We start from the raw sequence: 23,677 nt of genomic DNA, 5'->3' as shown, positions 1-23,677 counted from the left end.
GATCAGCCCGCGGCTGCGTGCCGCCCGGAGGTGCCGTCGGCGATCTCGCGGACGTTGTCGCGGTCACCGCGCTGGCCGCGCTGGGCGAGCACCTGCGCGGAGTCCTTGAGCGAGTCGATGGTGCGCTCCGGCTTGCGGATCTTGCGGACCCGCAGGTAGCCGAGGAAGCCGAACAGGCCGGCGACGAGCAGCATGAACAGGAACGTGATCCCGAAGCCCGCGGCGCGGTTGAGCCAGATCGAGAGGAACTCGGCGAGGGTGAAGAACAGGTAGAACAGGCTGAACAGCCCGATCACCGCGGCGATCACGAAGAAGACGCTGCCCTGCACGCCCTTCTTCACCTCGGCCGTGACCTCGGCCTTGGCGAGCTCCACCTCCGACCGGACCAAGGTCGAGAGATGGGTGGTGACGTCCTTCGCGAGGGCGCCGAGGGACGCGTCGCGCGGCCCCGGCTCGTTCGTCAGCGGGATCGAGGGCAGGACCGGCGGAACCTCCGCGTTGCCCGACTGGCTGTTGCTGGCCACCGTCTTCCCTCCTGCTGGTGCACTCGCCTGCCCGGGGCGCTGGGGTCCCCCGGACGGCCGTCGTTCGGTGAGCCGCCATCGTGCCACGGGGTCAGCCGGGCTGCTCGGCTGCGCCACGCCGGGGACGGGGCCTCACTCGTCCGGGCGGCCGCGCAGCTTCTTGATCTGTCCGCGCCGGTTCTTGGCGTCGAGCCTGCGGCGCTGCGACCCGCGCGTCGGGCGGGTGGGGCGACGGGTGCGCGGGCCAGCCGCGGTCGCCTCGCCGAGCAGGGTCGCGAGCCGCCCACGGGCGGCCTCGCGGTTGCGGAGCTGGCTGCGGTGCTCGGACGCGACGACGGTCAGCACGCCGTCGACGAGCCGGTTCGCCAGCCGCGACAGGGCCCGGTCGCGCAGGTCCTCGGGGACGCTCGGCGAGCCCGCGAGGTCGAAGGACAGTTCCACCCGGGAGTCGGTGGTGTTGACGCCCTGCCCCCCGGGCCCCGAGGCGCGGGAGAACCGCCAGCTCAGCTCGCGAGCGGGCACGACGAAGCCGCGCCGCACCTCGATCGGGTCGTCCACCACCCCAGTGTCGCCCATCGGGCCCGGGCCCCGCGGCACGCGCGGGGCCCGGGGACGCGGTCAGTCCTCCTTGGACTCGCTCATGCCGGACGAGATCAGGTCCATCACCGACGAGTCGGCGAGGGTCGAGACGTCGCCGACGTCCCGGTTCTCGGCAACGTCGCGCAGCAGGCGGCGCATGATCTTGCCGGAGCGGGTCTTCGGCAGCTCCTCCACGACCAGGATCTGGCGCGGCTTGGCGATCGGACCGATCTCCTTGGAGACGTGGTCGCGGAGCGCCTTGATGGCCTGCTCGCCCTTCGCCTCGTCCTTCGACGCGCTCCCGCGCAGGATCACGAACGCGACGATCCCCTGGCCGGTGGTCTCGTCGGAGGCGCCCACGACCGCGGCCTCGGCGACGGTCGGGTGGCTGACCAGCGCCGACTCCACCTCGGTGGTCGAGATGCGGTGCCCGGAGATGTTCATGACGTCGTCGACGCGGCCGAGCAGCCAGATGGCACCGTCGTCGTCGTACTTGGCGCCGTCGCCGGCGAAGTAGTAGCCCTGCTCGGCGAAGCGGGACCAGTAGGTCTCCTTGTAGCGCTCGGTGTCGCCCCAGATGCCGCGCAGCATCGACGGCCACGGCTTGTCGAGGACCAGGTAGCCGCCCTCGCCGTTGCCCACGGGGGTGCCGGTGTCGTCGACGACGGTGGCCGAGATGCCCGGCAGCGCGCGCATGGCCGAGCCCGGCTTGGTCGCGGTGACGCCCGGCAGCGGGGCGATCATCTGCGAGCCGGTCTCGGTCTGCCACCAGGTGTCGACGATCGGGCAGCGCTCCTTGCCGATCTTCTCCCGGAACCACATCCAGGCCTCGGGGTTGATCGGCTCGCCGACCGTGCCGAGCACCCTGAGCGAGGACAGGTCGTACTTCGCGGGGATGTCCTCGCCCCACTTCATGAACGTGCGGATCAGCGTCGGGGCGGTGTAGTAGATCGAGACCTTGTACTTGTCGACGATCTCCCAGTGCCGGCCCTCGTGCGGGGTGTTCGGCGTGCCCTCGTAGATCACCTGCGTGGCACCGTTCGCGAGCGGCCCGTAGACGATGTAGGTGTGCCCGGTGACCCAGCCGATGTCGGCGGTGCACCAGTAGACGCTCTCGCCCGGCTTGTGGTCGAACACCACGTTGTGGGTGTACGCGGACTGCGTGAGGTAGCCACCGGAGGTGTGCAGGATGCCCTTCGGCTTCCCGGTGGTGCCCGAGGTGTAGAGGATGAACAGCGGGTGCTCGGAGTCGAAGGACTCCGGGGTGTGCTGGTCGGACGCACCGTCGACGACGTCGTGCCACCACACGTCGCGGCCGTCGGTCCACGGCACGTCGGTCTCGGTCCGCTTGACGACGAGGACCTTCTCGATCGAGGTGCCCGCGACGGCCTCGTCGGTGTTCTCCTTCATCGGGGCCGGCTTGCCACGGCGGTACTGACCGTCGCTGGTGATCAGCACCTTGGCCTCGGCGTCCTCGATGCGCGCCTTGAGCGCGCCCGGGGAGAACCCGCCGAACACGACGCTGTGCAGCGCGCCCAGGCGGGCGCAGGCCAGCATCGAGAACACGGCCTCGGGGATCATCGGCAGCTGGATGGCGACGCGGTCGCCCTTGCCGACGCCCAGCTCGGTCAGCGCGTTCGCGGTCTTGGAGACCTCGCGCTGCAGGTCGGCGTAGGTGATCGTGCGGGAGTCGCCGGGCTCGCCCTCCCAGTGGATGGCGACGCGGTCGCCGTTGCCGGCCTCGACGTGCCGGTCGGCGCAGTTGTAGGCGACGTTCAGCTCGCCGCCGACGAACCACTTCGCGAACGGGGGCTGCCAGTCCAGGACGGTGTCCCACTTCTTCGTCCAGTGCAGACGGTCGGCCTGCTCGGCCCAGAACCCCTCGCGGTCGTCATCGGCACGGTCGTACCAGTCGGCGGTGGCGTTCGCCTGCGACGCGAACTCCTCCGACGGCGGGAACGACCTGCTCTCGCTGGAGAGCGCGCTGAGCGCGGAACTCTTCTCGGACTCGGCCATGTCCTGGTGTCCTCCTCGACGCGGCGGGTCACTTCGGGCCGACGTGGCGGCCTCGGGCGCACTCGGTGTGCGCGCACGTGTGCGGTCCGACGCTAGTGAACCGTCCTCGCCCGTGCACCGTCTGTCGGGACAGGTACCAGCCGGACACCAACGCCGCACCTGACCGTCCGCGCAGGTGGGGGGCCGTTCCCGGGCGCGGCAGGGTGTTCGCGGGCCCTCCGACGGCGGGCGGGCGGATGTCCGGCGGTCGACGGATCACCACGACCGGTCGCCGAGCGGTCCACACCGCAGGGGTACTTACCCGGCGGTAGCCCACCGGTTGGGACGATGACGTCCATGGCCCGCCCCGCAGCAGCCGATCCGCTCGCCCCGCTCGCCGCACTCCCCGGCGTCGCCGAGGCGGTCGCCCGCGCCCGCGACGCGGCCACCGAGGTGCACAACCAGCCGGTCAACCGGCGCGGCTGGCCCGCGACGGCCGCCGAGGCCGCCCTGCGCGCCGCCCGCTCCTCCGCCGCGGTCGACGGGGCCCCGCTGCGGCCGGTCACCGCCGACCACGTCTCCGACCCGGTCCTCGCAGGAGCCGTCCGGATCGCCGACGAGCGCTCCAAGCTCCTCGACACCTGGCGCCGGGCCCCGCTGCAGGGGCTCGCCCGGCTGCACGTGCTGGCCGCGGGGGACCTCGTGCCCGCCGAGGAGCACGAGCAGGTGCTGGGCAGGCCGCGCCCGGCGACGTCGGCGCGACTCACGGCACTGGCCGACCTGATCGGCGGGGGCACCTCGGTGCCGGCTCCGGTGCTGGTCGCCGTCGTGCACGGCGAGCTGCTGACCCTGGCGCCGTTCGGCACCGCCGACGGGGTCGTGGCCCGGGCGGCGGCCCGGCTGACCGCGATGTCGACCGGGCTGGACCCGCGCGGTCTGTCGGTGCCCGAGGTGGGGTTCCTGCGCCGCACCGCGGAGTACCGGGAGGCCGCGGCGGCGTTCGCCTCCGGGACGCCCGACGGGCTGGCCCGCTGGATCGTCCACACCTGCGCGGAGTGGGAGGCGGGCGGCCGGGAGGGCCTGTCGATCGCCGCCGCGCAGTCCGGCTGAGCGCATGAAGGAGCCGGGTGGTGCCCCGAGGGGCGCCACCCGGCCCGACGTGGGAACCGGCGTCCTGGCGTGCACTACGTGCCGTGTTGCGCGGCCTCGGCGCCCGGCGTCCCGGTTCGCAGGCCCACGACGACATGCCTCCCGCGGCGTGCTCGGCGTGGACGTGGTCCGGTCCCCACGTACGGAGCCCGGTCAGGGGAGACGCCTCTTCTCCTCCGAGACGCCCCTGGCCCGGCCGGGGTCCGTGGCTCCTTCGTAGACCCGGAACATGATGTGGGCAACCCCCTCACCGATGTGCACCGGTTCAGCAGCACAGGGTGACCGGCGACGACCGCCGGGTGGGTGCACGACGACGCACGGACGGCGGTCGCGGTCGGGGTTGTGGGCACGGCCCTGCTCCGCGACCTGCACACCTGACTGGGTTCGCACTCCCGCACCTCCCGCACCGCGGCACTCCGCCCAGGACCGCCCGCGTCGGCGTGACCGGCCGCGTTACACGGCGTCGGAGTTGTTGCGCGGCGTCGGCCACGCCGGGCCGCTCCGGTCGCACCGTCCGCCCGCCACGCCTGCCCGTCCGCCCACACCTGCCGGTCGACCCGGTCGCCAGCCCGCCCGGTGCGCCGTGGGGCCGTGCGACGCCGTCGATGAGTACATGAGCGTTGGTGGCCGCTGTCTGGGCAGCACTCATGCACTGATCGACAGTGGGTCGGCGCTGGGCGGCGCTGCGCGGTCCGGCTCTGCATCGCGGTTGGGCGCGACATGGTCCTGCGTCGCACGGCGCGGCACGGTCCTGTGTGGCTCAGCCCGGCGCGGCACGGTCCCGCACGGTGTCCCCAGGCCGGCCGTCGCCTCAGCGGCCGCCGCGGGCGGACCGGGTGACGGCTGCACCCGCCAGCAGCGCCGCGAGCACCCCGCCGACCGCGGCGGCGCCGAGCAGCGCCGGGTCCCGCCACGGCCCCGCCGCACCGACCCCGCCGGCGTCCGGACCCTCCGCGTCGGTGGCCGGACCGGCGGGAGCACCGACCCGGGCCCCGGCCGCGAACCGGTCCGACAGCCGGTCGCGCAACCGGAACAACCGGTCCCGCCGGGACGCCGCGCGGACGAACGCGAGCACCGGCCACCCCCGCTCCCGGGCGATCGCCCGCAGCTCGCGGTCGGGGTTCACGACGGACGGCTGGCCGACCGCCTCCAGCAGCGGCAGGTCGGTGATCGAGTCGGTGTAGGCGGCGCAGTGCGCGAGGTCGAACCCCAGCTCCTCGGCGATCTCCTGGGCCGCGACGGCCTTGCCCTCGCCGTAGCAGTAGAACTCGATCTCCCCGGCGTAGCGGTCGTCCACGACGTGCATCCGCGTCGCCCGGAACCGTTCGATCCCGACCAGCTCGGCGATCGGCTCGACGACCTCGAGCCCCGACGCCGACAGCAGCACGATCTCCGCCCCCTGCCCGCGGTGGTGCTCGATCAGCCGGAGCGCCTCCGGGTAGACGAGCGGACCGATGATCTCCTGCAGCGTCTCGGCGACGATCGTGCGGACCCGCGCCACCTCCCAGCCCTCGCAGATCAGCACCATCCGACGGCGCAGGGTGTCCATCGTGGACGCGTCCGCCCCGGCGAGCACGAGCAGCAGCTGGGCCCACGCCCCGCGCAGGACGGTCGCGCGGTCGATCAGACCGGCACGGGCGAACGGCCGCGCGAACGCCAGCGCACTCGACCCGGCGATGATCGTGTTGTCGAGGTCGAGGAACACCGCCTGGGGGACGGTGGCACCGGCGGTCCGGTCCGGTGCGGCGGGGGCTCTGGAGGTCTCGGGCACGACGTCCAGCGTGCCCGAAACGCGGAGCGCACGTCCCCGGCCCTCCACTCCGTCCACATCCCCGGCCGGCGACCCCACGGTGGGCCCCACCGTCCCTGCACCGCTCCGCCCGGCTGCGAGCAGACCGATGCCCAGCAGCGGAGAGTGATCGGCCGCATGCGACCGGTCGCCCGGACGCGCCCACCGGTCAGTGGCGCACTTCACGCCGTCGGGAGCCGGGAGTGACGTCGTCACCGGTACCGGTCGGCGCAGGCCACGGCCGGAGTATGGGCGCGACCGGCATGTTCCGGCTACAGTTGACCGAGCTCGGACCTGGTCCGAGCGGGTTCAGCTCGACCCCCCGGGGCTGAACCGCCCGACGGCCCCCGCCAATCCCCCCTGGCGGGGGTCGTCCTACGTCCGGGCCGGGACGGACACGGTCGTGTCCCCCGCCGCCGCCTCCGCGCCCTTCCTCGTGGCTCCGTGCCGCTCCTGCGTCGCCCGCCCGCGCGAGGGCCCGCCCCTCTGCTCCATCCTCCCGCGCGGGACCGACGGAACCGGGGAGTTGTCCACAGGCCGAGCCGTTTCCACGAAGTTGTCCACAGGCCCACGATCGAGGCCGGCGGAGCCCTCCCGAGGCCGCACGCTCGATACCGGGGCTCGCACCGGCGGGCCGGTGTGGAGGACGACGCGATGGACCGGCGCTGCCTGATCGTGGCCGACGATCCCGAGCTGCTCGACGCGCTGCTACGGCTCGCGGCAGCAGCCGACATGGATGCCCAACGCGCGGTCGACGCGGCCGACGCCCGCCGGGCCTGGGCCCGTGCACCGGTCGTCCTGCTCGACCGGTCCGGGGCCCGGCGCTGCGGCGAGGCCGGTTTCCCGCGCCGCGACGGCGTCGTGATCACCGTCCCCGGCGAGCCCGCCGCGGAGGACTGGCGGCTCGCCGTCGCCGTCGGCGCGGACAGGGTCGTGCAGCTCCCCCAGGGCGAGGCGGGCCTGGCCGGGATCCTCGCCGACGCCCGGGAACGCGCAGCGGGCGACGGTCGGGCGGGCCGGGTGCTGGCCGTGGTCGGCGGCTGCGGCGGGGCGGGTGCCTCGGTGCTCGCGACCGCGGTCGCGCTGACCTCCGCGCGAGCCGAGGAGTCCGCGCTGCTGGTCGACTGCGACCCGCTCGGCGGCGGCCTCGACCTGATGGTCGGGCTGGAGCAGGAGGCCGGGCTGCGCTGGCCGGAGCTGTCGGTCGGCGACGGCCGGGTGCGCGCCGCGTCGCTGCACGCCGCGCTCCCACGGGCCGGGTCCGGGCGCACCGCGTTGTCGGTGCTGTCCTGCGCGCGCTCCCCGCACGGACCCGAACCGGCCGCGGTCACCGCGGTCCTCGACGCCGGGCGCCGCGCAGGCGGCACCGTCGTGTGCGACCTGCCTCGCTACCCCACCGACGCCGCGCTCACCGCTCTCGGCAGAGCCGACCTGACCGTCCTGGTGGTGCCCGCCGGGCTGCGGTCCTGTGCCGCGGCCGCCCGGGTCGCCGACGTGCTCGCCGAGCATGCCCGGGCCGTGGAGCTCGTCGTGCGCGGGCCCTCCCCCGGCGGGATCACGCCCGACGAGGTCGTCACCTCTCTCGGGCTGCCGCTGCTCACGACCATGCGTCCCGAGCGGGACCTCGCCGGCGCTCTCGAACGGGGCCGCACGCCCGGCTCCGGGCGGGGCCCGCTGACCACCGCGGCCCGGGCCGTGCACGAGCGCCTCTCCGGTGCGGCCGGCATCCGGCGGGCGGCCTCGTGAACCCGCTGGTCGACCGGGTGCGGGCCCGGCTGGCCGACGCGGGCGGCGAGACCGGGCCGGCCGCCGTCGCCGCTGCGGTGCGGGCCGAGTCCGGTGGGGTCGCGTCCGATCTGGACGTCCTCGCCGCGCTCCGCACCCTGCGCCAGGAGTTCACCGGAGCGGGCCCGCTCGACGCGCTGCTGCGCGACCCGATGACCACCGACGTGCTGGTCACCGCGCCCGACGCCGTCTGGGTCGACCGCGGCGACGGACTGCGCCGCACCGGCATCACCTTCACCGACGAGGCCGCGGTCCGGCGACTCGCCCAGCGCCTGGCGCTCGCCGCGGGCCGCCGCCTCGACGACGCGAGCCCCTGCGTCGACGGCAGGCTCCCCGACGACGGGGTCCGGCTGCACGCCGTCCTCCCACCGGTGGCGGCGGCCGGGACCGCGATCTCGCTGCGGGTGCTGCGTCCCGCCGGGCACGACCTGGCCGCGCTCCGGCGGACCGGCACCCTCGACGCGACCGGCGAGGCACTGCTGCGCGCGATCGTCGGCGCCCGGCTGGCCGTGCTCGTGGCCAGCGGGACGGGTAGCGGCAAGACCACGCTGCTCAATGCGCTGCTGGGCGCGGTCGACCCGGGCGAGCGCCTGATCACCGTCGAGGACGCCGAGGAGCTCTCCCCACGCCACCCGCACGTCGTGCGGCTGGTCGCCCGGCCGCCGAACATCGAGGGCTCGGGCGGGGTTCCGCTGCGCGAACTGGTGCGTCAGGCGTTGCGGATGCGGCCGGACCGGCTGGTCGTAGGCGAGGTCCGCGGCGCCGAGGTGTGCGACCTGCTGGCGGCGATGAACACCGGTCACGACGGCGGCGGCTGCACCGTGCACGCGAACTCGGTCCGCGAGATCCCGGCCCGGATACGCGCACTGGCCGGGCTCGGCGGGATGTCCCCCGCCGCGCTCGACGGTCAGCTGACGGCCGCCGTCCAGGTCGTGCTGCACATGCGACGCCGCCCCGGCGCCGGCCGGACGCTCGACGAGATCGGTGTGCTGGGCCGCTCCGACGACGGCACCCCACACGTCACCGCCGCCTGGAGCCGCGGCTCCGGGGTCGGGCCGGGCCGCGACGAGCTCGCGACGCTGTTGCGCGAGCGCGGGGTCGGTGTGCCGTGCTGAGCGCACTTCCCGGGACGCCGCAGGGCGTGACGGTTCCCGTCCTGCTCGCGCTGGCGGTGCTGACACTGCCCGCGGCGCCGGGGCGGTCCCGGTGGCGGGCCCTGACCGGCACCGGAACCGCCCTCCCGACGGCCCGGCTGCTCGCTCCGCCGTTGCCGCTGCTCGCCGCCCCGCTGGGGTGGCTGCTCCTGGGCCCCGCCGGCGCGGTGTGCGCAGCGGGGGTGGCGTGGGGAGTGCGGCGCCGGATCGCCACACGTCGGGCCGCGGACCGGGCCGGGTCGACGGCTGCGGAACTCGCCGACGCACTCGCCCGGATCACCGACGAGCTGCGCACCGGCGCGCACCCCGCGGCCGCGCTGGCCGGGCACGTGCACGACGGGCCGCTCGCCCGCGCGCTGCTCGAGCCGGCCGCGGTCGCCGCGCGGATCGGTGAGCCGGTCCCCGAGGCCCTGCGTCGGACGGCGCGGGGCCCCGCCCGGCGCGACGTCGAGCGGGTCGCCTCGGCCTGGGAGCTCGCCGACACCCACGGTGCCCCGCTCGCCGACCTGCTCACCGGCCTGCTCGACGACATCCGCTGGCGGATCGCGCACGGAGCCCGGGTGCGAGCCCAGCTCGCCGGGCCTCGGGCGACGGCGTCGGTGCTGACCGCGTTGCCGTTGGCCGGAATCGGTCTCGGGCAGTTGATGGGCATCGCGCCGCTGACCGTGCTGCGCACCGGGCTGCACGGGCCCGCTCTGCTGCTGACCGGGGTCGGCCTCACGGTCGCGGGGGCGGCGTGGGCCGACCGGATCCTGCGTGCGGCGGTGCCGACGTGACCGCGGCCGCGCTCGGGCTCGCCGCGCTCGCCCTGGTCGTCGGCGGCGGGCGTCCCGGACCGGGGCGGCTGCGCGGGCTGCGTTCCGTCACCGGAGCGACGACGGCCGCGGCGCCGACCCGCACCGCGGTCCTCGCGGTGCTCGTTCCCTCCGGGGCCGCGCTCGGCGGAGCCCTCGGCGGGATGGGCGGCGCGGTCGTCGGCGCCGCGCTGGGCGGCGGGTTGCTGTGGCTCGCCCGGCGGGCAGCCCGCGGGCCGGCCGCGTCGGTGGACTCCGCGGATCTGGCCGCCGCCTGGGACCTCCTGGCGACCTGCCTCGCCGCCGGTCTCGCCGTGGCGGACGCCGTCGGAGCCGCGGCCCGGCGGCTCGACGGCCCGGCCGGTGAGGCGTTGCGCAGGGTCGCGGGCCTGCTGGCGCTGGGCGCCGACCCCGACGACGCCTGGGCCGCCGCCGGCCCGGTCCCCGAACTCGCCGGGTTCGCCCGCGCGGCGGGCCGGTCGGCCCGCACCGGTGCCGCCCTCGGACGCTCCGCCGCGGCGGAAGCCGCTCGGCTGCGCGCCGGTCTCGCGGATCTCGCCGAGGAGCGGGCGCAGCGCGCCGCGGTCCGCATCACCGCCCCGCTGGGGCTCTGCTTCCTGCCCGCCTTCCTGGTCCTCGGCATCGTGCCGGTCGTGATCGGGCTGGCCGGGGAGGCGTTCGCACGGTGGTGACCACCGCCGCGCGGCGACCGGGTCCGCACTCCGCGGGCCCCCGACGAAGGAGACACCGATGACCCCCACCCGTTCCCTGCTGCACCGCCGGCTGTGCGCACTCGCCTCGGACGACGACGGCATGTCCACCGTCGAGTACGCCGTCGGCACCGTCGCCGCCGCGGCCTTCGCCGCGCTCCTCTACGCGATCGTCAGCGGCGGAGACGTCCTCGCCGCCCTCACCGGGATCGTGCAACGTGCACTGTCCACGACGCTCTGACAACGGCCGCGACATCCCGAGCCGACCCGATCGGCCCGACCGACCCGACCGGGCGGACCGGGCGGACCGGGCGGACCGCGGACACGGTGGCCGCCGTGTCCGCGGCCGCGCCACCCGTCGTGGTGCCGCGGTCGGCCCCACTAGCGGCGCGCCGTCCTGGCTGGCGGACGACCGTGGCGCGGTCACCGTCGAGGCGGCGCTGGCGCTCGGCACCCTGGTCGCGGTCACCGCGGCGGCGGTCGGAGCCGTCGCCGCGGTGGCGGCCGGGGTCCGCTGCACCGACGCCGCTCTCGAACTGGCCCGCCAGGCCGCGCGCGGTGACACCGAGCGGGGTCGGGCCGCGGCCGCGCAGCTCGCACCGGCCGGGGCCGAGCCCGAGCTCCGCGTCGACGGCGATCTCGTCGTCGTGACGGTGCGGGTCCGGCCGGTCGGGCTGCTCCCGGTCACGATCAGCGGTGCCGCGACCGCCGCGGTCGAACCCGGCGTCACGGCAGGCGCGGTCCGTTCCGGGTCGGCGCCGGCGCAGCCCGGTGGCGCGCCATGAGCAGGCACGCCCCGGTACGTCGCGGAGGCGACGCGGGCGTCGCCTCGGTCTGGGCCGCGACGGCCGCAGCGGTGCTGCTCCTGGTCGGCACCGTCGGTGTCGACCTGGCTGCCGCGGCCCGCGCCCGGCACGTCGCCTCCGCCGCCGCAGACCTGTCCGCGCTCGCGGCCGCGGGACAGTCGGTGGACGGCACCGCTGCCGCCTGCGCCCGTGCCTCCGACCTCGCCGTCCGCAACGGCGCCGAGCTGCTGACCTGCCGCCTCGACGGCTGGGACGCCCTGGTCGAGACCCAGGTCGCCTGGTCGGGGCTGCTCCCGCTCCGGGGTCCCGCACGGGCGAGGGCACGCGCGGGTCCGGCTCCCGTCGACGCGGGCACGCCCCCGGCGAGCGGGCCCGTGGACGGTTCGGTTCCTGCGGTGGAGCCGTCGTGAACACGCCCGGACGTGATCACGATCTCGGTGAGCGGTCCGCGCCTCCAGATGAACGGACGGCGAACCCCGGAGCACGCCGTCATCACGATTGCTTACGACGAACGTCCCAACGCAACGGCATCTCGTCGTGGGGGCGTGACCGATCACCGACGTTGCGCGGCCCACATCTGGTCACTGTCGCGACACTCGGGCCGGTGAGTTCTGCCGGTCGTAGCACTTGATCTTGGCGAGTTGGGCGGGACAGGATGTTCCGTGCGTGAAATGTTGATGTTGTCGGATCGGGAGGAGATCTCGAGGGGTCTGGCGGAAGGCTTGTCCTACAAGCAGATCGCCTCGGTGGTGGGTCGTGATCCGTCGGTGATCTCTCGTGAGGTCCGTCGCCACGGCGGACGCCACGAGTACCGGGCCGCGGCAGCGCAGGAACGGGCCCAGGCGGCGCGGGCGCGCCCGAAGCAGCTCGCGGTGGACCGCTATCCGCGGTTGCGCGGGATCGTGCACGCTCTGCTGCGTCGTGGCTGGTCACCGGCCTCGATCGCGGGCCGGTTGCCGACCGAGTATCCCGACGATCAGGCTTGCCGGGTGTCTCACGAGGCGATCTACCAGTGGATCTATGCCACCCCGGTGTCCACCCTGGCCCGCGAGCTGCTCGCACTGCGCTCCGGGCGCACCACTCGACGTGGCGGACGGAAGCCACCACCGGCTCCGCGGATCAAGGACCCCGTCTACATCGACGAGCGCCCCGTCAACGCCGAGGGGCGTGTGGTGCCCGGGCACTGGGAGGGTGACCTGATCATCGGCAAGGACGGCAAGACCGCCGTCGGGACCCTGGTCGAGCGCACCTCCCGGTTCCTCGTGCTCGTTCCGCTGCACGGGCGCGACTCGCTGACCGTCGGCCGTGGGGTCATCGCCGCCACCAGTGGCCTGCCCGCCCACATGCGGGCCTCGCTGACCTGGGACTGCGGGGCGGAGATGGCCGGCCACGCCGCCGTCACCAAGGGGTCGATGCCGGTGTACTTCGCCCACCCGCACTCGCCGTGGGAACGCGGCAGCAACGAGAACCTCAACCGCATCGTGCGCGAGTACTTCCCGAAAGGCACGGAAATCACCTCGGACCCGAAGTATCTGGCGATGGTGGCTTGCGATATCAACGACCGACCCCGTAAGATCCACAACTGGAAGAAGCCCTCCGAGATATTCGCCGAACTCGTTGAGCTAGATGCTTCGACCGCCTGAATTCGCCGCCTACTAGGAGTCGCGAGGACGGGCAGGGTCCGGTCCGCCCCCGCCACGAAGACCACGCTCCCCAGACAGCGACGACGTCGGAGCGCCCCTGGCGCCCCCGTCCGATGTCGTCGCACGTGGTTGCCACCGGTCCGCCCCCGCCCCCGACGGGCGGGCCGGTGGTACCCCGTCCGGTCCCGCGGTCACCGCGAGCCGGTCGGGGTCCCGCCTTCCAGCGCGGCCAGAACCAGATCCAGCACCTGCACCGCCCCGCTCTTGTCCAGCGGGTTGTTCCCGTTGCCGCACTTCGGGGACTGCACGCACGAGGGGCATCCGGTGCGGCACTCGCAGTCCCGGACGGCGGCGCGGGTCGCCGCCAGCCATCGCCCCAGCACCTCGTGGCCGCGTTCGGCCAGCCCTGCGCCGCCGGGGTGCCCGTCGTGCACGAACACCGTCGGGAGCCCGGTGTCGGGGTGCAGCGCGGTGGACAGGCCACCGATGTCCCAGCGGTCACAGATCGCGAACAGCGGGAGCAGTCCGATCGCGGCGTGCTCGGCGGCGTGCAGGGCACCGGGGAGACGGGCCTCGTCGATGCCGGCGTCGGCGAGCGCGTCGGGGTCGATCGTGTACCAGACCGACCGGGTGTCCAGACTCTGCGGCGGCAGGTCCAGCGGCGTCTGGTCGAGCACCGTCCCGTCCGGGGTCCGTCGGCGGTACGCGACGACCTGGCTGGTCACCGTGGTCGCGCCGAAGCAGACCTGCACCGGCCCGCACCGGCGGTGCTCCAGTACCTCGAGCACGGCGACGTCGGAGACCGACTGGGCCTCGGTGCGCCAGTCCGGGGCCTCGGCGTGGACGAGCGCGACGCCGTCGTCGAGATCCAGCTCGTCGACGACGAAGCTGTCGCCACGGTGCAGGTACACCGCACCGGAGTGGATCGTGCCCGGGGCCGAGCCGCCGTCGACGGTGCCGAGCATCCGCCCGGTGGCCGCCTCGACCACGGCGACCTGTCCGAGTCCGGAGCCGCGGATGTCGACGTGCGCGGCGGGTGCGTCGCCGGTGTCGGGCCAGAACCAGCCGTGCGGTCGGCGGCGCAGCACGCCCTCCTCGACCAGGGCGTCGAGGACCTCCACCGCGGGCGCTCCTCCGAACATCTCCTCGACGTCGACCGTGGTCAGCGGCATCTCCGCGGCCGCGCATGCCAGCTGCGGAGCGAGCACGTACGGGTTGACCGGATTGAGCACGCAGCTCTCCACCGGCGCACCGACCAGCGAGCTCGGATGGTGGACGAGGTAGGTGTCGAGCGGGTCGTCGCGGGCGACGAGCACGACGAGTGCCTCGTCGGCGGCGCGCCCGGCACGCCCGGCCTGCTGCCAGAACGACGCGCGGGTTCCGGGGAAGCCGGCCTGCACCACCGCGTCGAGCCCGGAGATGTCGACGCCGAGCTCGAGGGCGTTGGTGGTCGCGACCCCGATCAGCCTGCCCGACATCAGGTCGGCCTCCAGCGCGCGGCGCTCCTCCGGCAGGTAGCCGCCGCGGTAGGCGGCGACCCGCGCGGCCAGCTCGGGAGCGATCTCGGCGACCTGGCGCTGCGCACCGAGCGCGGTGAGCTCGGCGGCCCGCCGGGACCGGACGAAGGCCAGGGTCCGCGCGTCCTCCAGGACGAGGTCGGCGAGCATCCGGGAGACCTCGGCCCCGGCGGAGCGGCGGACCGGCGCCCCGTTCTCCCCGGTGATCTCGGCGAGCAGCGGCGGCTCCCAGAACGCGACGGTGCGACCGGCATGCGGGGACCCGTCCTCGGTGACGGCGACGACGTCGCGGCCGGTCAGCCGGGACGCGAACTCCTCCGGGCGGGCCACCGTCGCCGAGGCGAGCACGATCGTGGGGCGTGCGCCGTAGCGGGCGGCGAGACGCAACAGCCGTCGCAGCAGCAGTGCCACGTGCGAGCCGAACACCCCGCGGTAGGTGTGGCACTCGTCGACCACGACGTAGCGCAGCCGGCGGAGGAAGGTCGTCCAGCGTCCGTGCCGGGGAAGGAGCGACCGGTGCAGCATGTCCGGGTTGGAGAAGACCCACCGGCAGTGCCTGCGGACCCAGTCGCGCTGGTCCATGGGGGTGTCACCGTCGAAGGCGGCGGGCCGGACACCGTCCGGGGCGAGCCCGTCGAGGGACCGCAGCTGGTCGGCTGCGAGTGCCTTGGTCGGGGCGAGGTACAGCGCCGTGGCCCGCGGGTCCTCGGCCAGCCCGGCGAGCACCGGGAGCTGGTAGACCAGCGACTTCCCCGACGCCGTCCCCGTCGCGACGACGACATCGGCGCCGGAGTGCACCAGCTCCGCCCCGTGTGCCTGGTGCGACCACGGGCGGGTCACGCCGCGGGCCGCCCAGGCCGTGCGCAGCGGTTCGGGTGTCCAGCCCGGCCAGTCGACCTGGCGGCCGGGCCGTGCCGGAATCCGCACGACGTGCCGCAACGGATCGTCGACGGCGCCGGCCGGATCGTCGCCATCGACACCATGGAAGCCGGGAGGATCGGCAGGGCCAGGAGGACGGCTGGGACCGGCAGGGCCGCGGGAGCCGGCAGAGCCGACGGGGTCGGTCGGCCCCCCGGAGCCGCGCGCTCCGTCCGGACCGTCGAACCCGTCCTGAGCGGCGAACGCCCCGGCGCCCGGTCCCGGCCTCGGCGGGACCGTCTCCGCCGGGCCGGACGTCCACGTGGCGTCGGCACGGGCCGGGTCGAGGCCCGAGCCCGCCAGCACGCGGCGGAGCAGCTCCATCCCGCGCTGCGACCCGTCCGGGCCCTGCGTGCTGTCCGCCGTCGCTCCCACGACCGACCACGATGGCACAGATGTTCGAACGATCAGCGGTCGCTCCCGGTGTCCGCCCCCGGCCGACGGGCGCGGCACGGGCGGACGACAGAAGTGGTTGCGTCGCAGGTGATCTGCAGGTTCCCGGATTGCGTCGCGACATCGTGTGGGATTGATCACTTTTGCCAGTTCGTTACGTCTTGTGATCCCAATCGCACTGAGGGATGTCCCACACTCATAGACTGCACCAGCCCGGTCACCGGTGGACGCCGCCCGGGCCCAGTCGACGCCGACGAGGCCGTCGCCGCCCGGCCGGGTCGCGCCACAGTGACCCCGACCCGGCCGCCGGGGACCTCGCCGGCCGGATCCTTTCCACCGGGAGGACACGGATGTCCCAGCCCACCTACCTCGCCCAGGGCCTCGAGCTCGGCGCGGGGGACCTCACCATCGTCGGTGTGGTCGCGGTGGTCGCCCTCGTCGCCCTGGTCGTCGGCGGTCTACTGCTGCGGGAGGTGCTCTCCTACGGCGAGGGCACCCCGAACATGCAGGAGATCGGCCGCGCGGTCCAGGAGGGCGCCACGGCGTACCTCAACCGCCAGTTCCGCACGCTCGCGATCTTCGCCGCGATCGTGTTCGTCCTGCTCTTCGCGCTCCCCGCCGAGGACCTCGGTGAACGCATCGGACGATCGATCTTCTTCGTCGTCGGCGCGGTCTTCTCCGCGATCATCGGCTACCTGGGCATGTGGCTCGCCACCCGCGCGAACATCCGCGTCGCCGCGGCCTCCCGCGAGCCGGGCGGCCGTGAGAAGGCGACCCGCATCGCGTTCCGCACCGGCGGCGTCGTCGGCATGTTCACCGTCGGCCTCGGCCTGTTCGGGGCCGCGATCGTCGTGCTCGTCTATGCCGGCCAGGCGCCCCGCGTCCTGGAGGGCTTCGGCTTCGGCGCGGCACTGCTCGCGATGTTCATGCGGGTCGGCGGCGGCATCTTCACCAAGGCCGCCGACGTCGGCGCCGACCTGGTCGGCAAGGTCGAGCAGGGCATCCCCGAGGACGACCCCCGCAACGCGGCCACCATCGCCGACAACGTGGGCGACAACGTCGGTGACTGCGCCGGCATGGCCGCCGACCTGTTCGAGTCCTACGCGGTGACGCTGGTCGCCGCACTGATCCTCGGCACCGCGGCGTTCGGCCTGCAGGGCCTGCTGTTCCCGCTGATCGTCCCGGCGATCGGCGTGATCACCGCGATCCTGGGCGTCTACCTGACCAAGGCCCGCGCCGGGGAGAACACCCTGCGGGCGATCAACCGCAGCTTCTACCTCTCGGCACTGTTCGCCGGCGTGCTGTCGATCATCGCCGCCTACGTCTACCTCCCGAGCACCTTCGGCGAGCTGCTGAACCCGACCGACACCAGCGTCGTCGGGCTCGCGGGCGACCCGCGCCTGATCGCCTCGGTCGCCGTGGTCATCGGGATCGTGCTGGCCGCGGTCATCCTCAAGCTGACCGGCTACTACACCGGTACCGAGGACCGCCCGGTCAAGGACGTCGGCGAGTCGTCGCTGACCGGTGCGGCCACCGTGATCCTGTCCGGCATCTCGATCGGCTTCGAGTCCGCCGTCTACACCGCGCTCGTCATCTCCGCGGCCGTCTACGGGGCGTTCCTGCTGTCCGGCTCGATCGTCGTGTCGCTGTTCGCGGTCGCACTGGCCGGTACCGGCCTGCTGACCACGGTCGGCGTCATCGTCGCGATGGACACCTTCGGCCCGGTCTCGGACAACGCGCAGGGCATCGCGGAGATGTCCGGCGACGTCGAGGGCGACGGCGTCGACATCCTCACCGAGCTCGACGCGGTCGGGAACACCACCAAGGCGATCACCAAGGGCATCGCGATCGCCACCGCAGTGCTCGCGGCGACGGCGCTGTTCGGCTCCTACCGCGACGCGATCAGCCAGGCCCTGGCCGGGGTGAACATCGCCGCGCAGGACGCCGGGACCGCGTTCGCCTACGAGGTGTTCAGCCCGAACACCCTGGTCGGCGTGATCATCGGCGCCTCGGTGGTCTTCATGTTCTCCGGCCTCGCGGTCAACGCGGTGACCCGCGCCGCGGGCGCCGTCGTCTACGAGGTGCGCCGCCAGTTCCGCGAGCACCCCGGGATCATGGACCGCACCGAGCGCCCGGAGTACGGCCGCGTCGTCGACATCTGCACCCGGGACTCGCTGCGCGAGCTGGCCACCCCCGGCCTGCTCGCCATCTTCGCCCCGATCGCGGTCGGGTTCGGTCTCGGCGTCGGCCCGCTGGCCGGCTACCTGGCAGGTGCCATCGCGACCGGCGTCCTGATGGCGATCTTCCTGGCCAACTCGGGCGGCGCCTGGGACAACGCCAAGAAGCTCGTCGAGGACGGCAACCACGGCGGCAAGGGCTCCGACGCCCACGAGGCGACGATCATCGGCGACACCGTCGGCGACCCGTTCAAGGACACCGCGGGCCCCGCGATCAACCCGCTGATCAAGGTCATGAACCTGGTCTCGGTGCTGATCGCCCCCGCGGTCGTGGTGCTGTCCACCCCGGACGCCAACCCGGTGATCCGCGTCCTCATCGCGATCGTCGCGGTGGTGATCATCGCGGCCGCGGTGGTGGTCTCGAAGCGCCGCACCTCGGCGATCACCGACACCCCGGCCGAGAGCTCGGTCGGTTAGCCGACACCTCGCAGGACCACGGCGGCCGCTCGTCCCATCGGGACGGGCGGCCGTCTTTCGTCTCGGGACGATTCGGATACTCTCCGCCGGACCGCAGTGATCACCCCCGACGGAGGAGCGATGCGGACATCGCGAGGTCTCGCCGCGCTCCTCGTCGCCCCGACCGTCGTGCTGGCGGGCTGCGGCCCCTCCGGGCCGACCGTCGAACAGTGGACCGACTCGATGTGCGCGGCCGTGCTGCCCTTCGTCCGCACCGCCGTGGACGCGCCCGCGGAGACCCCGGATCCGGCGCAGCGGCTGCGGGCCCTCTCGGACTACCTGACCCGCACCACCCAGGCCGCCGACGGCGCGCTGGGCGACCTGGACCGGCTCGGCCCGGCCCCCGTCGACGACGGCGAGGCCCTCGCCGCGCGGCTCCAGGGCGGACTCGGCGAGATCCGCTCGGCGTTCTCCGGGGCGCGCTCGCGGGTCGACGCCATCGACCCGGCCGACCCGGCCGCGGTGCAGCGTGACCTGCCTGCCGCGCTGGAGCCGCTCGCCCGCCTCGCCGGGACCACCGGGCCGCTCGACGAGGTCACCGGCAACCCGGCGATCGCCTCGGCGTTCCGGGCCTCGACGGCCTGCACGGACCTCACCCGAACGGCGGAGCAGGCCCGCCCGACACCGCCGCCCGGCGGCCCCGCCGATGCCCCGAACGGGTCAACCGGGGAGGGCGGAGGCAGCTGACCCGCGGCGGCGTCCTACCGTCGACCACTGTCCGTGTCCCGGGCCCCCACGGGCCCCGACCCTGGAGCCCGACGATGGCCACCCCCCGCCCGGCGCGCACCGCCCGGGTCCTGCTCCCCACCCTGCTCGCCGCGCTCCTGGCCGGCGGCTGCGCGTCGAGCGTGGCCGGCACCCCCGCGGCGGACCCGGCCCCCCGACCGACCGCGGGCGTCGGCGCCGACCCGGTCGCCTGGGGCGACAAGGTCTGTGGCGCGACCCTGGCCTACTACCAGCCGCTCAACACCCCGCCGAACTACGACGGCGCCGACCTCGCCGGGATCAAGACGCGCCTGTCGGAGTACCTCGGCAAGGTGGCGGCCGGCATCGACACCGGCAAGAAGCAGCTGGCTGCGGCCGGGCAGTCCCCGGTGAGCGGCGGCGACGCGTGGGCCGCCGCGGTCCGCGACATGCTCGACCGGTCCGGCACGACGATCGCCCAGGCCAAGAAGGACGTCGACGCGATCGACCCGAACGACGTCCAGGGCTTCAAGGGCAAGCTCGACGGCGCCCAGCAGAAGCTGCGGACGATCTCCGGCGCCCAGGGGCTGGACAAGATCGGGCCCACCCCGCGTCTGGACAAGGCGTTCGCGACCGCACCGAAGTGCGTCGCACTCAAGAAGATCAACGGCCCCGCCTGACCCGCTGCGTCACCCGTACGGCGCTCCCCGCTGGGCAAGGTCGAACATGCGTTCTATGCTTCGCGGGTGCCGCAGATGTCGCTGTTCTCCGCGGAGGCCCGGCCGGCCGGGCTGACCGACCTGGCCGGGCTGCTCTGCGGGCCCGGGCGGATCGAGCGGTTCGGCGCCGGGGACACGGCCCGGTTCGACGTCCCACTGCCGATCGAGGGGCGCGAGACCGCGCTGGCCGCGCTGGCGGCGGCCCGCGGCGTCACCCTCGCCCCCGGGGCGTCCGGGATGCGCAGCGCGTTCCGGCGCGACCTGGTTCCCCTGGCCCGCGCCTGGTGCACGCCGGAGGGTCGCAAGCAGATCCCGCCGGACTTCCAGCTCGACGGCGCCGCGCTCCGGCTGTGGGCGCTCGCCGCGGGCACCCCCGACCTGCGGGGCGGGTACCTGCTGCTGCTCGATCCACAGGCGTCGTGGACACACGGCCCGCTGATCGCCGCCGCCACCCGGGCCGGCCTGCCCCCGGCACGGCTCGCCCCGGGGGAACACGGCGCGCCCGGCCCGGCGTTACGCCTGCACGGAGCGCGTCGACTGGCCCGACTGGTGGAACTGGTCGGCCCCGCGCCGCGGATGACGAATCCGGCCGACTGGCCCCGGTACCGCGGCCGACCGGCCGCCTGACCTGCCGAACTACGGCTGGGTCTACGCTGGCGACTCGCCCGCTCCCAGTGGCACGAGCCACGACACGGAGCGACGACGGTGTGAGATCGTGCGATCGTCGACCCCGAAGAAGACGCTCAGCGCAACCGTCCCGGCACGCTCCGGGACCGCACGATGCACCTGTACGGGGTCGGATAACGGCGACGACGTCGCAGGGACCGCGACGCAGCCGAGGAGATGAGGTAGGACCACGTGGCAGCAGCGACAACGGGAACGACGGGTTCGGCACGCACGTCGGGGGGCAGCACGCGCAAGCCGACCTCGACGGCGAACGCATCCGGCCGCCCGACGCGCCGCCTGGTGATCGTCGAGTCCCCCAGCAAGGCGAAGAAGATCCAGCCCTACCTGGGCAACGACTACATCGTCGAGTCCTCCGTCGGGCACATCCGTGACCTGCCGCGCGGTGCGGCGGACGTGCCCGCCAAGTACAAGGGCGAGTCCTGGGCGCGGCTCGGCGTCGACGTCGACAACCAGTTCAGCCCGCTCTACATCGTCACACCGGAGAAGCGCAGCACCGTCTCGGAGCTGCGCGAGGCGCTGAAGACCGTCGACGAGCTCCTGCTCGCGACGGACCCCGACCGCGAGGGCGAGGCCATCGCCTGGCACCTGCTCGAGACCCTCCAGCCCAAGGTCCCGGTCCGGCGGATGGTCTTCCACGAGATCACCGAGTCGGCGATCCGGGCGGCCGCGGAGAACACCCGCGAGCTCGACCAGCACCTCGTCGACGCGCAGGAGACCCGCCGCATCCTGGACCGTCTCTACGGCTACGAGGTCTCCCCCGTGCTGTGGAAGAAGGTCATGCCGAAGCTGTCGGCGGGCCGCGTCCAGTCGGTCGCGACCCGGCTGATCGTGCAGCGCGAGCGTGACCGCATCGCGTTCCGCTCCGCGGAGTACTGGGACATCGCCGCGACCCTCGACGCCGGGGAGAAGGCCACCCCGCGCTCGTTCGGCGCACGGCTGGTGCAGGTCGACGACAAGCGCGTCGCCACCGGCCGCGACTTCGACTCGCTCGGGCAGCTGAAGAAGGGCTCCGCCGAGGTCGTCACCCTGAACGAGGCGCAGGCACGCCGCCTCGCCGACGGGTTGCAGGACCGTCCGATGGAGGTCGCCTCCGTCGAGTCCAAGCCCTACACGCGCAAGCCGTACCCGCCGTTCATGACCTCGACGCTGCAGCAGGAGGCGGGCCGCAAGCTGCGGTTCTCCTCCGAGCGCACGATGCGCAGCGCGCAGCGCCTGTACGAGAACGGCTACATCACCTACATGCGTACGGACTCGACGACGCTGTCGGCGACGGCCATCGAGGCCGCCCGCTCGCAGGCCCGTGAGCTCTACGGCGACGCCTACGTCGCGGACTCGCCGCGCCAGTACACGCGCAAGGTGAAGAACGCCCAGGAGGCCCACGAGGCCATCCGCCCTGCCGGCGAGACCTTCCGGACCCCCGGTGCGATCGCCCGCGAGGTCGACGGTGACGACTTCCGTCTCTACGAGATGATCTGGCAGCGGACCATCGCCTCGCAGATGAACGACGCCCGCGGGACCACCGTGAGCATCCGGATCGCGGGCACCGCGGGGACCGGCGAGAAGGTCGTGTTCGCGTCCTCCGGCCGCACGATCACCTTCCCCGGCTTCCTCAAGGCCTACGTCGAGACCATGGACGACGAGTCCACCGGCCAGGCCGACGACGCCGAGTCCCGGCTCCCGGAGCTGACCGAGGGGCAGGCGCTGACCGCCACCGAGCTGGTGCCCGACGGGCACTCGACCAGCCCGCCGTCGCGCTTCACCGAGCCCGCGCTGGTCAAGGCGATGGAGGAGATGGGGATCGGGCGGCCGTCGACGTACGCGTCGACGATCAAGACCATCCTCGACCGCGGCTACGTCTGGAAGAAGGGCTCCGCGCTCGTCCCGTCGTGGGTGGCGTTCGCCGTCGTCGGGCTGATGGAGCAGCACTTCGGCCAGCTCGTCGACTACGACTTCACCGCCGCCATGGAGGACGACCTCGACTCCATCGCCTCCGGGGACGACTCCCGCGTGCACTGGCTGTCCGGCTTCTACTTCGGCGACGAGGGCGCGGACACCGGGTCGGAGATCGCGAAGGCGGGCGGGCTGAAGAAGCTCGTCGGCGCGAACCTGGAGGAGATCGACGCCCGCACGGTGAACTCGATCCCGATGTTCACCGACGCCGAGGGCCGCGACGTCGTCGTCCGGGTCGGGCGCTACGGCCCGTACCTGGAGCGGATCGTCGACGGCGAGTCCCAGCGGGCCAACCTGCCCGACGACCTGGCCCCCGACGAGCTGACCGAGGAGATCGCCGAGAAGCTGTTCTCGGTGCCGCAGGAGGGCCGCAAGCTGGGCACCGACCCGGTCACCGGCCACGAGATCGTGGCGAAGGAGGGCCGCTTCGGCCCCTACGTCACCGAGCTCCTGCCCGAGCCGGAGGTGCCCGAGGGCGCCAAGAAGAAGCCGGCCAAGCCCAAGCCGCGCACCGGCTCGCTGTTCAAGTCGATGTCGGTCGACACCGTCACCCTCGAGGACGCGCTGCGGCTGCTGTCGCTGCCCCGGATCGTCGGCACGGACCCGGACTCCGGTGACGAGATCACCGCGCAGAACGGCCGCTACGGCCCGTACCTGAAGAAGGGCACGGACTCGCGGTCGCTGTCGAACGAGGAGCAGCTCTTCACGGTCACCCTGGAGGAGGCCCTGGGGATCTACTCCCAGCCCAAGCAGCGGGGCCGTGCCGCCGCGGCACCGCCGCTGCGCGAGCTGGGTGAGGACGCCTCGACCGGCAAGAAGATGGTGATCAAGGACGGCCGGTTCGGCCCCTACGTCACCGACGGCGAGACGAACGCCAGCCTGCGCAAGGGCGACTCGGTCGAGGAGATCACCGACGAGCGGGCGTCCGAGCTGCTCGCCGAGCGGCGGGCGAAGGCCCCCGCGAAGAAGACCACGACCCGCAAGCCGGCCGCGTCGAAGAGCACTGCGTCGAAGAGCACCACGGCCAAGAGCCCTGCGGCAAAGACCGGCACCCGCACGGCCGCGGCGAAGAAGACCACGACGCGCAGCACGGCGGCGAAGAGCACCACGACGAAGTCGACCGGGACGCGCACCCGCAAGACCCCCACGACCTGAGTCGAGGACGGGCCCCGCACCGGAGCGATCCGG

19 protein-coding genes are annotated in these 23,677 nt (G+C 74.0%); 14 read left to right on the top strand and 5 right to left on the bottom strand.

Annotation, left to right across the window (positions count from 1 at the left end; all coding sequences use genetic code 11):
- Nucleotides 1-2 precede the first annotated feature (2 nt).
- From Ae331Ps2_RS12310 to acs, 3 genes are all read right to left on the bottom strand, one after another.
- Entirely contained in the window at nucleotides 3-524 is a 522-nt protein-coding gene (locus tag Ae331Ps2_RS12310; protein ID WP_020627149.1) for a phage holin family protein, read from the bottom strand.
- 132 nt (nucleotides 525-656) lie between these two features.
- Nucleotides 657-1,100 carry an alternative ribosome rescue aminoacyl-tRNA hydrolase ArfB gene (gene arfB / locus Ae331Ps2_RS12305; protein WP_086002413.1) on the bottom strand — a complete coding sequence of 148 codons (444 nt, stop codon included), beginning with the start codon at nucleotides 1,098-1,100 and terminating at the stop codon, nucleotides 657-659.
- Between the two features lie 42 nt (nucleotides 1,101-1,142).
- Nucleotides 1,143-3,119, bottom strand: coding sequence for an acetate--CoA ligase (acs, locus tag Ae331Ps2_RS12300; RefSeq protein WP_075308791.1), 1,977 nt, complete (start codon nucleotides 3,117-3,119; stop codon nucleotides 1,143-1,145).
- 336 nt (nucleotides 3,120-3,455) lie between these two features.
- Between acs and Ae331Ps2_RS12295 the strand changes: the two genes are divergently transcribed.
- Nucleotides 3,456-4,208 carry an oxidoreductase gene (locus tag Ae331Ps2_RS12295; protein WP_075308793.1) on the top strand — a complete coding sequence of 251 codons (753 nt, stop codon included), beginning with the start codon at nucleotides 3,456-3,458 and terminating at the stop codon, nucleotides 4,206-4,208.
- An 850-nt stretch (nucleotides 4,209-5,058) separates the two neighbouring features.
- Here Ae331Ps2_RS12295 and Ae331Ps2_RS12290 read toward each other — a convergent pair.
- Nucleotides 5,059-6,018, bottom strand: coding sequence for an HAD family phosphatase (locus Ae331Ps2_RS12290; protein WP_233147395.1), 960 nt, complete (start codon nucleotides 6,016-6,018; stop codon nucleotides 5,059-5,061).
- 672 nt (nucleotides 6,019-6,690) lie between these two features.
- Here Ae331Ps2_RS12290 and ssd point away from each other — a divergent pair.
- The 8 genes from ssd to Ae331Ps2_RS12245 all read left to right on the top strand — a co-directional run bounded on the left by ssd (nucleotide 6,691) and on the right by Ae331Ps2_RS12245 (nucleotide 12,928).
- Nucleotides 6,691-7,782, top strand: a complete 1,092-nt coding sequence (gene ssd / locus Ae331Ps2_RS12280; protein ID WP_075312481.1) for a septum site-determining protein Ssd — start codon at nucleotides 6,691-6,693, stop codon at nucleotides 7,780-7,782.
- Nucleotides 7,779-8,936, top strand: coding sequence for a TadA family conjugal transfer-associated ATPase (locus Ae331Ps2_RS12275; protein WP_075329725.1), 1,158 nt, complete (start codon nucleotides 7,779-7,781; stop codon nucleotides 8,934-8,936). Before ssd ends, Ae331Ps2_RS12275 begins: the two co-directional genes overlap by 4 nt.
- 26 nt (nucleotides 8,937-8,962) lie before the next feature.
- Nucleotides 8,963-9,751, top strand: coding sequence for a type II secretion system F family protein (locus tag Ae331Ps2_RS12270; protein ID WP_075308797.1), 789 nt, complete (start codon nucleotides 8,963-8,965; stop codon nucleotides 9,749-9,751).
- Nucleotides 9,748-10,461, top strand: coding sequence for a type II secretion system F family protein (locus Ae331Ps2_RS12265; RefSeq protein ID WP_075308799.1), 714 nt, complete (start codon nucleotides 9,748-9,750; stop codon nucleotides 10,459-10,461). Before Ae331Ps2_RS12270 ends, Ae331Ps2_RS12265 begins: the two co-directional genes overlap by 4 nt.
- A 58-nt stretch (nucleotides 10,462-10,519) precedes the next feature.
- Nucleotides 10,520-10,720 carry a DUF4244 domain-containing protein gene (locus Ae331Ps2_RS12260; RefSeq protein WP_075308801.1) on the top strand — a complete coding sequence of 67 codons (201 nt, stop codon included), beginning with the start codon at nucleotides 10,520-10,522 and terminating at the stop codon, nucleotides 10,718-10,720.
- A complete protein-coding gene (locus Ae331Ps2_RS12255) occupies nucleotides 10,698-11,264 on the top strand; it encodes a TadE family type IV pilus minor pilin (protein WP_249265611.1) in 567 nt (188 codons plus the stop codon). The genes Ae331Ps2_RS12260 and Ae331Ps2_RS12255 overlap by 23 nt, the downstream gene beginning before the upstream one ends.
- Nucleotides 11,261-11,695, top strand: a complete 435-nt coding sequence (locus Ae331Ps2_RS12250) for an Rv3654c family TadE-like protein (RefSeq protein WP_075308803.1) — start codon at nucleotides 11,261-11,263, stop codon at nucleotides 11,693-11,695. The genes Ae331Ps2_RS12255 and Ae331Ps2_RS12250 overlap by 4 nt, the downstream gene beginning before the upstream one ends.
- Nucleotides 11,696-11,956: 261 nt before the next feature.
- The gene (locus Ae331Ps2_RS12245; protein WP_075308805.1) at nucleotides 11,957-12,928 is read left to right on the top strand and encodes an IS30 family transposase; all 972 of its coding nucleotides are present in this window, start codon (nucleotides 11,957-11,959) and stop codon (nucleotides 12,926-12,928) included.
- 191 nt (nucleotides 12,929-13,119) lie between these two features.
- Here Ae331Ps2_RS12245 and Ae331Ps2_RS12240 read toward each other — a convergent pair whose 3' ends face one another.
- Nucleotides 13,120-15,687, bottom strand: a complete 2,568-nt coding sequence (locus tag Ae331Ps2_RS12240) for a DEAD/DEAH box helicase (RefSeq protein ID WP_075308807.1) — start codon at nucleotides 15,685-15,687, stop codon at nucleotides 13,120-13,122.
- A gap of 419 nt (nucleotides 15,688-16,106) precedes the next feature.
- On the opposite strand from Ae331Ps2_RS12240, the gene Ae331Ps2_RS12235 reads away from it, so the two are divergent.
- The 5 genes from Ae331Ps2_RS12235 to topA all read left to right on the top strand — a co-directional run bounded on the left by Ae331Ps2_RS12235 (nucleotide 16,107) and on the right by topA (nucleotide 23,644).
- Nucleotides 16,107-18,410, top strand: a complete 2,304-nt coding sequence (locus Ae331Ps2_RS12235; RefSeq protein WP_060713601.1) for a sodium-translocating pyrophosphatase — start codon at nucleotides 16,107-16,109, stop codon at nucleotides 18,408-18,410.
- A 120-nt stretch (nucleotides 18,411-18,530) separates the two neighbouring features.
- The gene (locus Ae331Ps2_RS12230; RefSeq protein WP_139318852.1) at nucleotides 18,531-19,136 is read left to right on the top strand and encodes a hypothetical protein; all 606 of its coding nucleotides are present in this window, start codon (nucleotides 18,531-18,533) and stop codon (nucleotides 19,134-19,136) included.
- Nucleotides 19,137-19,210: 74 nt separating this feature from the next.
- Nucleotides 19,211-19,813 (top strand): hypothetical protein, encoded by a 603-nt coding sequence (locus tag Ae331Ps2_RS12225; protein WP_075308811.1) that lies wholly within the window; start codon nucleotides 19,211-19,213, stop codon nucleotides 19,811-19,813.
- A gap of 75 nt (nucleotides 19,814-19,888) precedes the next feature.
- A complete protein-coding gene (locus Ae331Ps2_RS12220; RefSeq protein WP_337819625.1) occupies nucleotides 19,889-20,479 on the top strand; it encodes a hypothetical protein in 591 nt (196 codons plus the stop codon).
- Between the two features lie 339 nt (nucleotides 20,480-20,818).
- On the top strand, nucleotides 20,819-23,644 hold the full coding sequence (topA, locus tag Ae331Ps2_RS12215) for a type I DNA topoisomerase (RefSeq protein WP_170917024.1): 2,826 nt from the start codon (nucleotides 20,819-20,821) through the stop codon (nucleotides 23,642-23,644).
- The last annotated feature ends 33 nt before the right edge of the window (nucleotides 23,645-23,677 follow it).

This window comes from Pseudonocardia sp. Ae331_Ps2, assembly GCF_001932405.1.
GTDB lineage: Bacteria > Actinomycetota > Actinomycetes > Mycobacteriales > Pseudonocardiaceae > Pseudonocardia.
Note: the sequence above shows the minus strand (reverse complement) of the source record. Positions and strands in the feature narration are given on the sequence as shown.

Bases quoted from the DNA above. Each gene is read 5' to 3' on its own strand.
- arfB (WP_086002413.1), bottom strand. From the start codon at position 1,100: ATGGGCGACACTGGGGTGGTGGACGACCCGATCGAGGTGCGGCGCGGC.
- acs (WP_075308791.1), bottom strand. From the start codon at position 3,119: ATGGCCGAGTCCGAGAAGAGTTCCGCGCTCAGCGCGCTCTCCAGCGAG.
- Ae331Ps2_RS12295 (WP_075308793.1), top strand. From the start codon at position 3,456: ATGGCCCGCCCCGCAGCAGCCGATCCGCTCGCCCCGCTCGCCGCACTC.
- ssd (WP_075312481.1), top strand. From the start codon at position 6,691: ATGGACCGGCGCTGCCTGATCGTGGCCGACGATCCCGAGCTGCTCGAC.
- Ae331Ps2_RS12260 (WP_075308801.1), top strand. From the start codon at position 10,520: ATGACCCCCACCCGTTCCCTGCTGCACCGCCGGCTGTGCGCACTCGCC.
- Ae331Ps2_RS12250 (WP_075308803.1), top strand. From the start codon at position 11,261: ATGAGCAGGCACGCCCCGGTACGTCGCGGAGGCGACGCGGGCGTCGCC.
- Ae331Ps2_RS12245 (WP_075308805.1), top strand. From the start codon at position 11,957: ATGTTGATGTTGTCGGATCGGGAGGAGATCTCGAGGGGTCTGGCGGAA.
- Ae331Ps2_RS12240 (WP_075308807.1), bottom strand. From the start codon at position 15,687: ATGGAGCTGCTCCGCCGCGTGCTGGCGGGCTCGGGCCTCGACCCGGCC.
- Ae331Ps2_RS12235 (WP_060713601.1), top strand. From the start codon at position 16,107: ATGTCCCAGCCCACCTACCTCGCCCAGGGCCTCGAGCTCGGCGCGGGG.
- Ae331Ps2_RS12230 (WP_139318852.1), top strand. From the start codon at position 18,531: ATGCGGACATCGCGAGGTCTCGCCGCGCTCCTCGTCGCCCCGACCGTC.
- Ae331Ps2_RS12225 (WP_075308811.1), top strand. From the start codon at position 19,211: ATGGCCACCCCCCGCCCGGCGCGCACCGCCCGGGTCCTGCTCCCCACC.
- Ae331Ps2_RS12220 (WP_337819625.1), top strand. From the start codon at position 19,889: ATGTCGCTGTTCTCCGCGGAGGCCCGGCCGGCCGGGCTGACCGACCTG.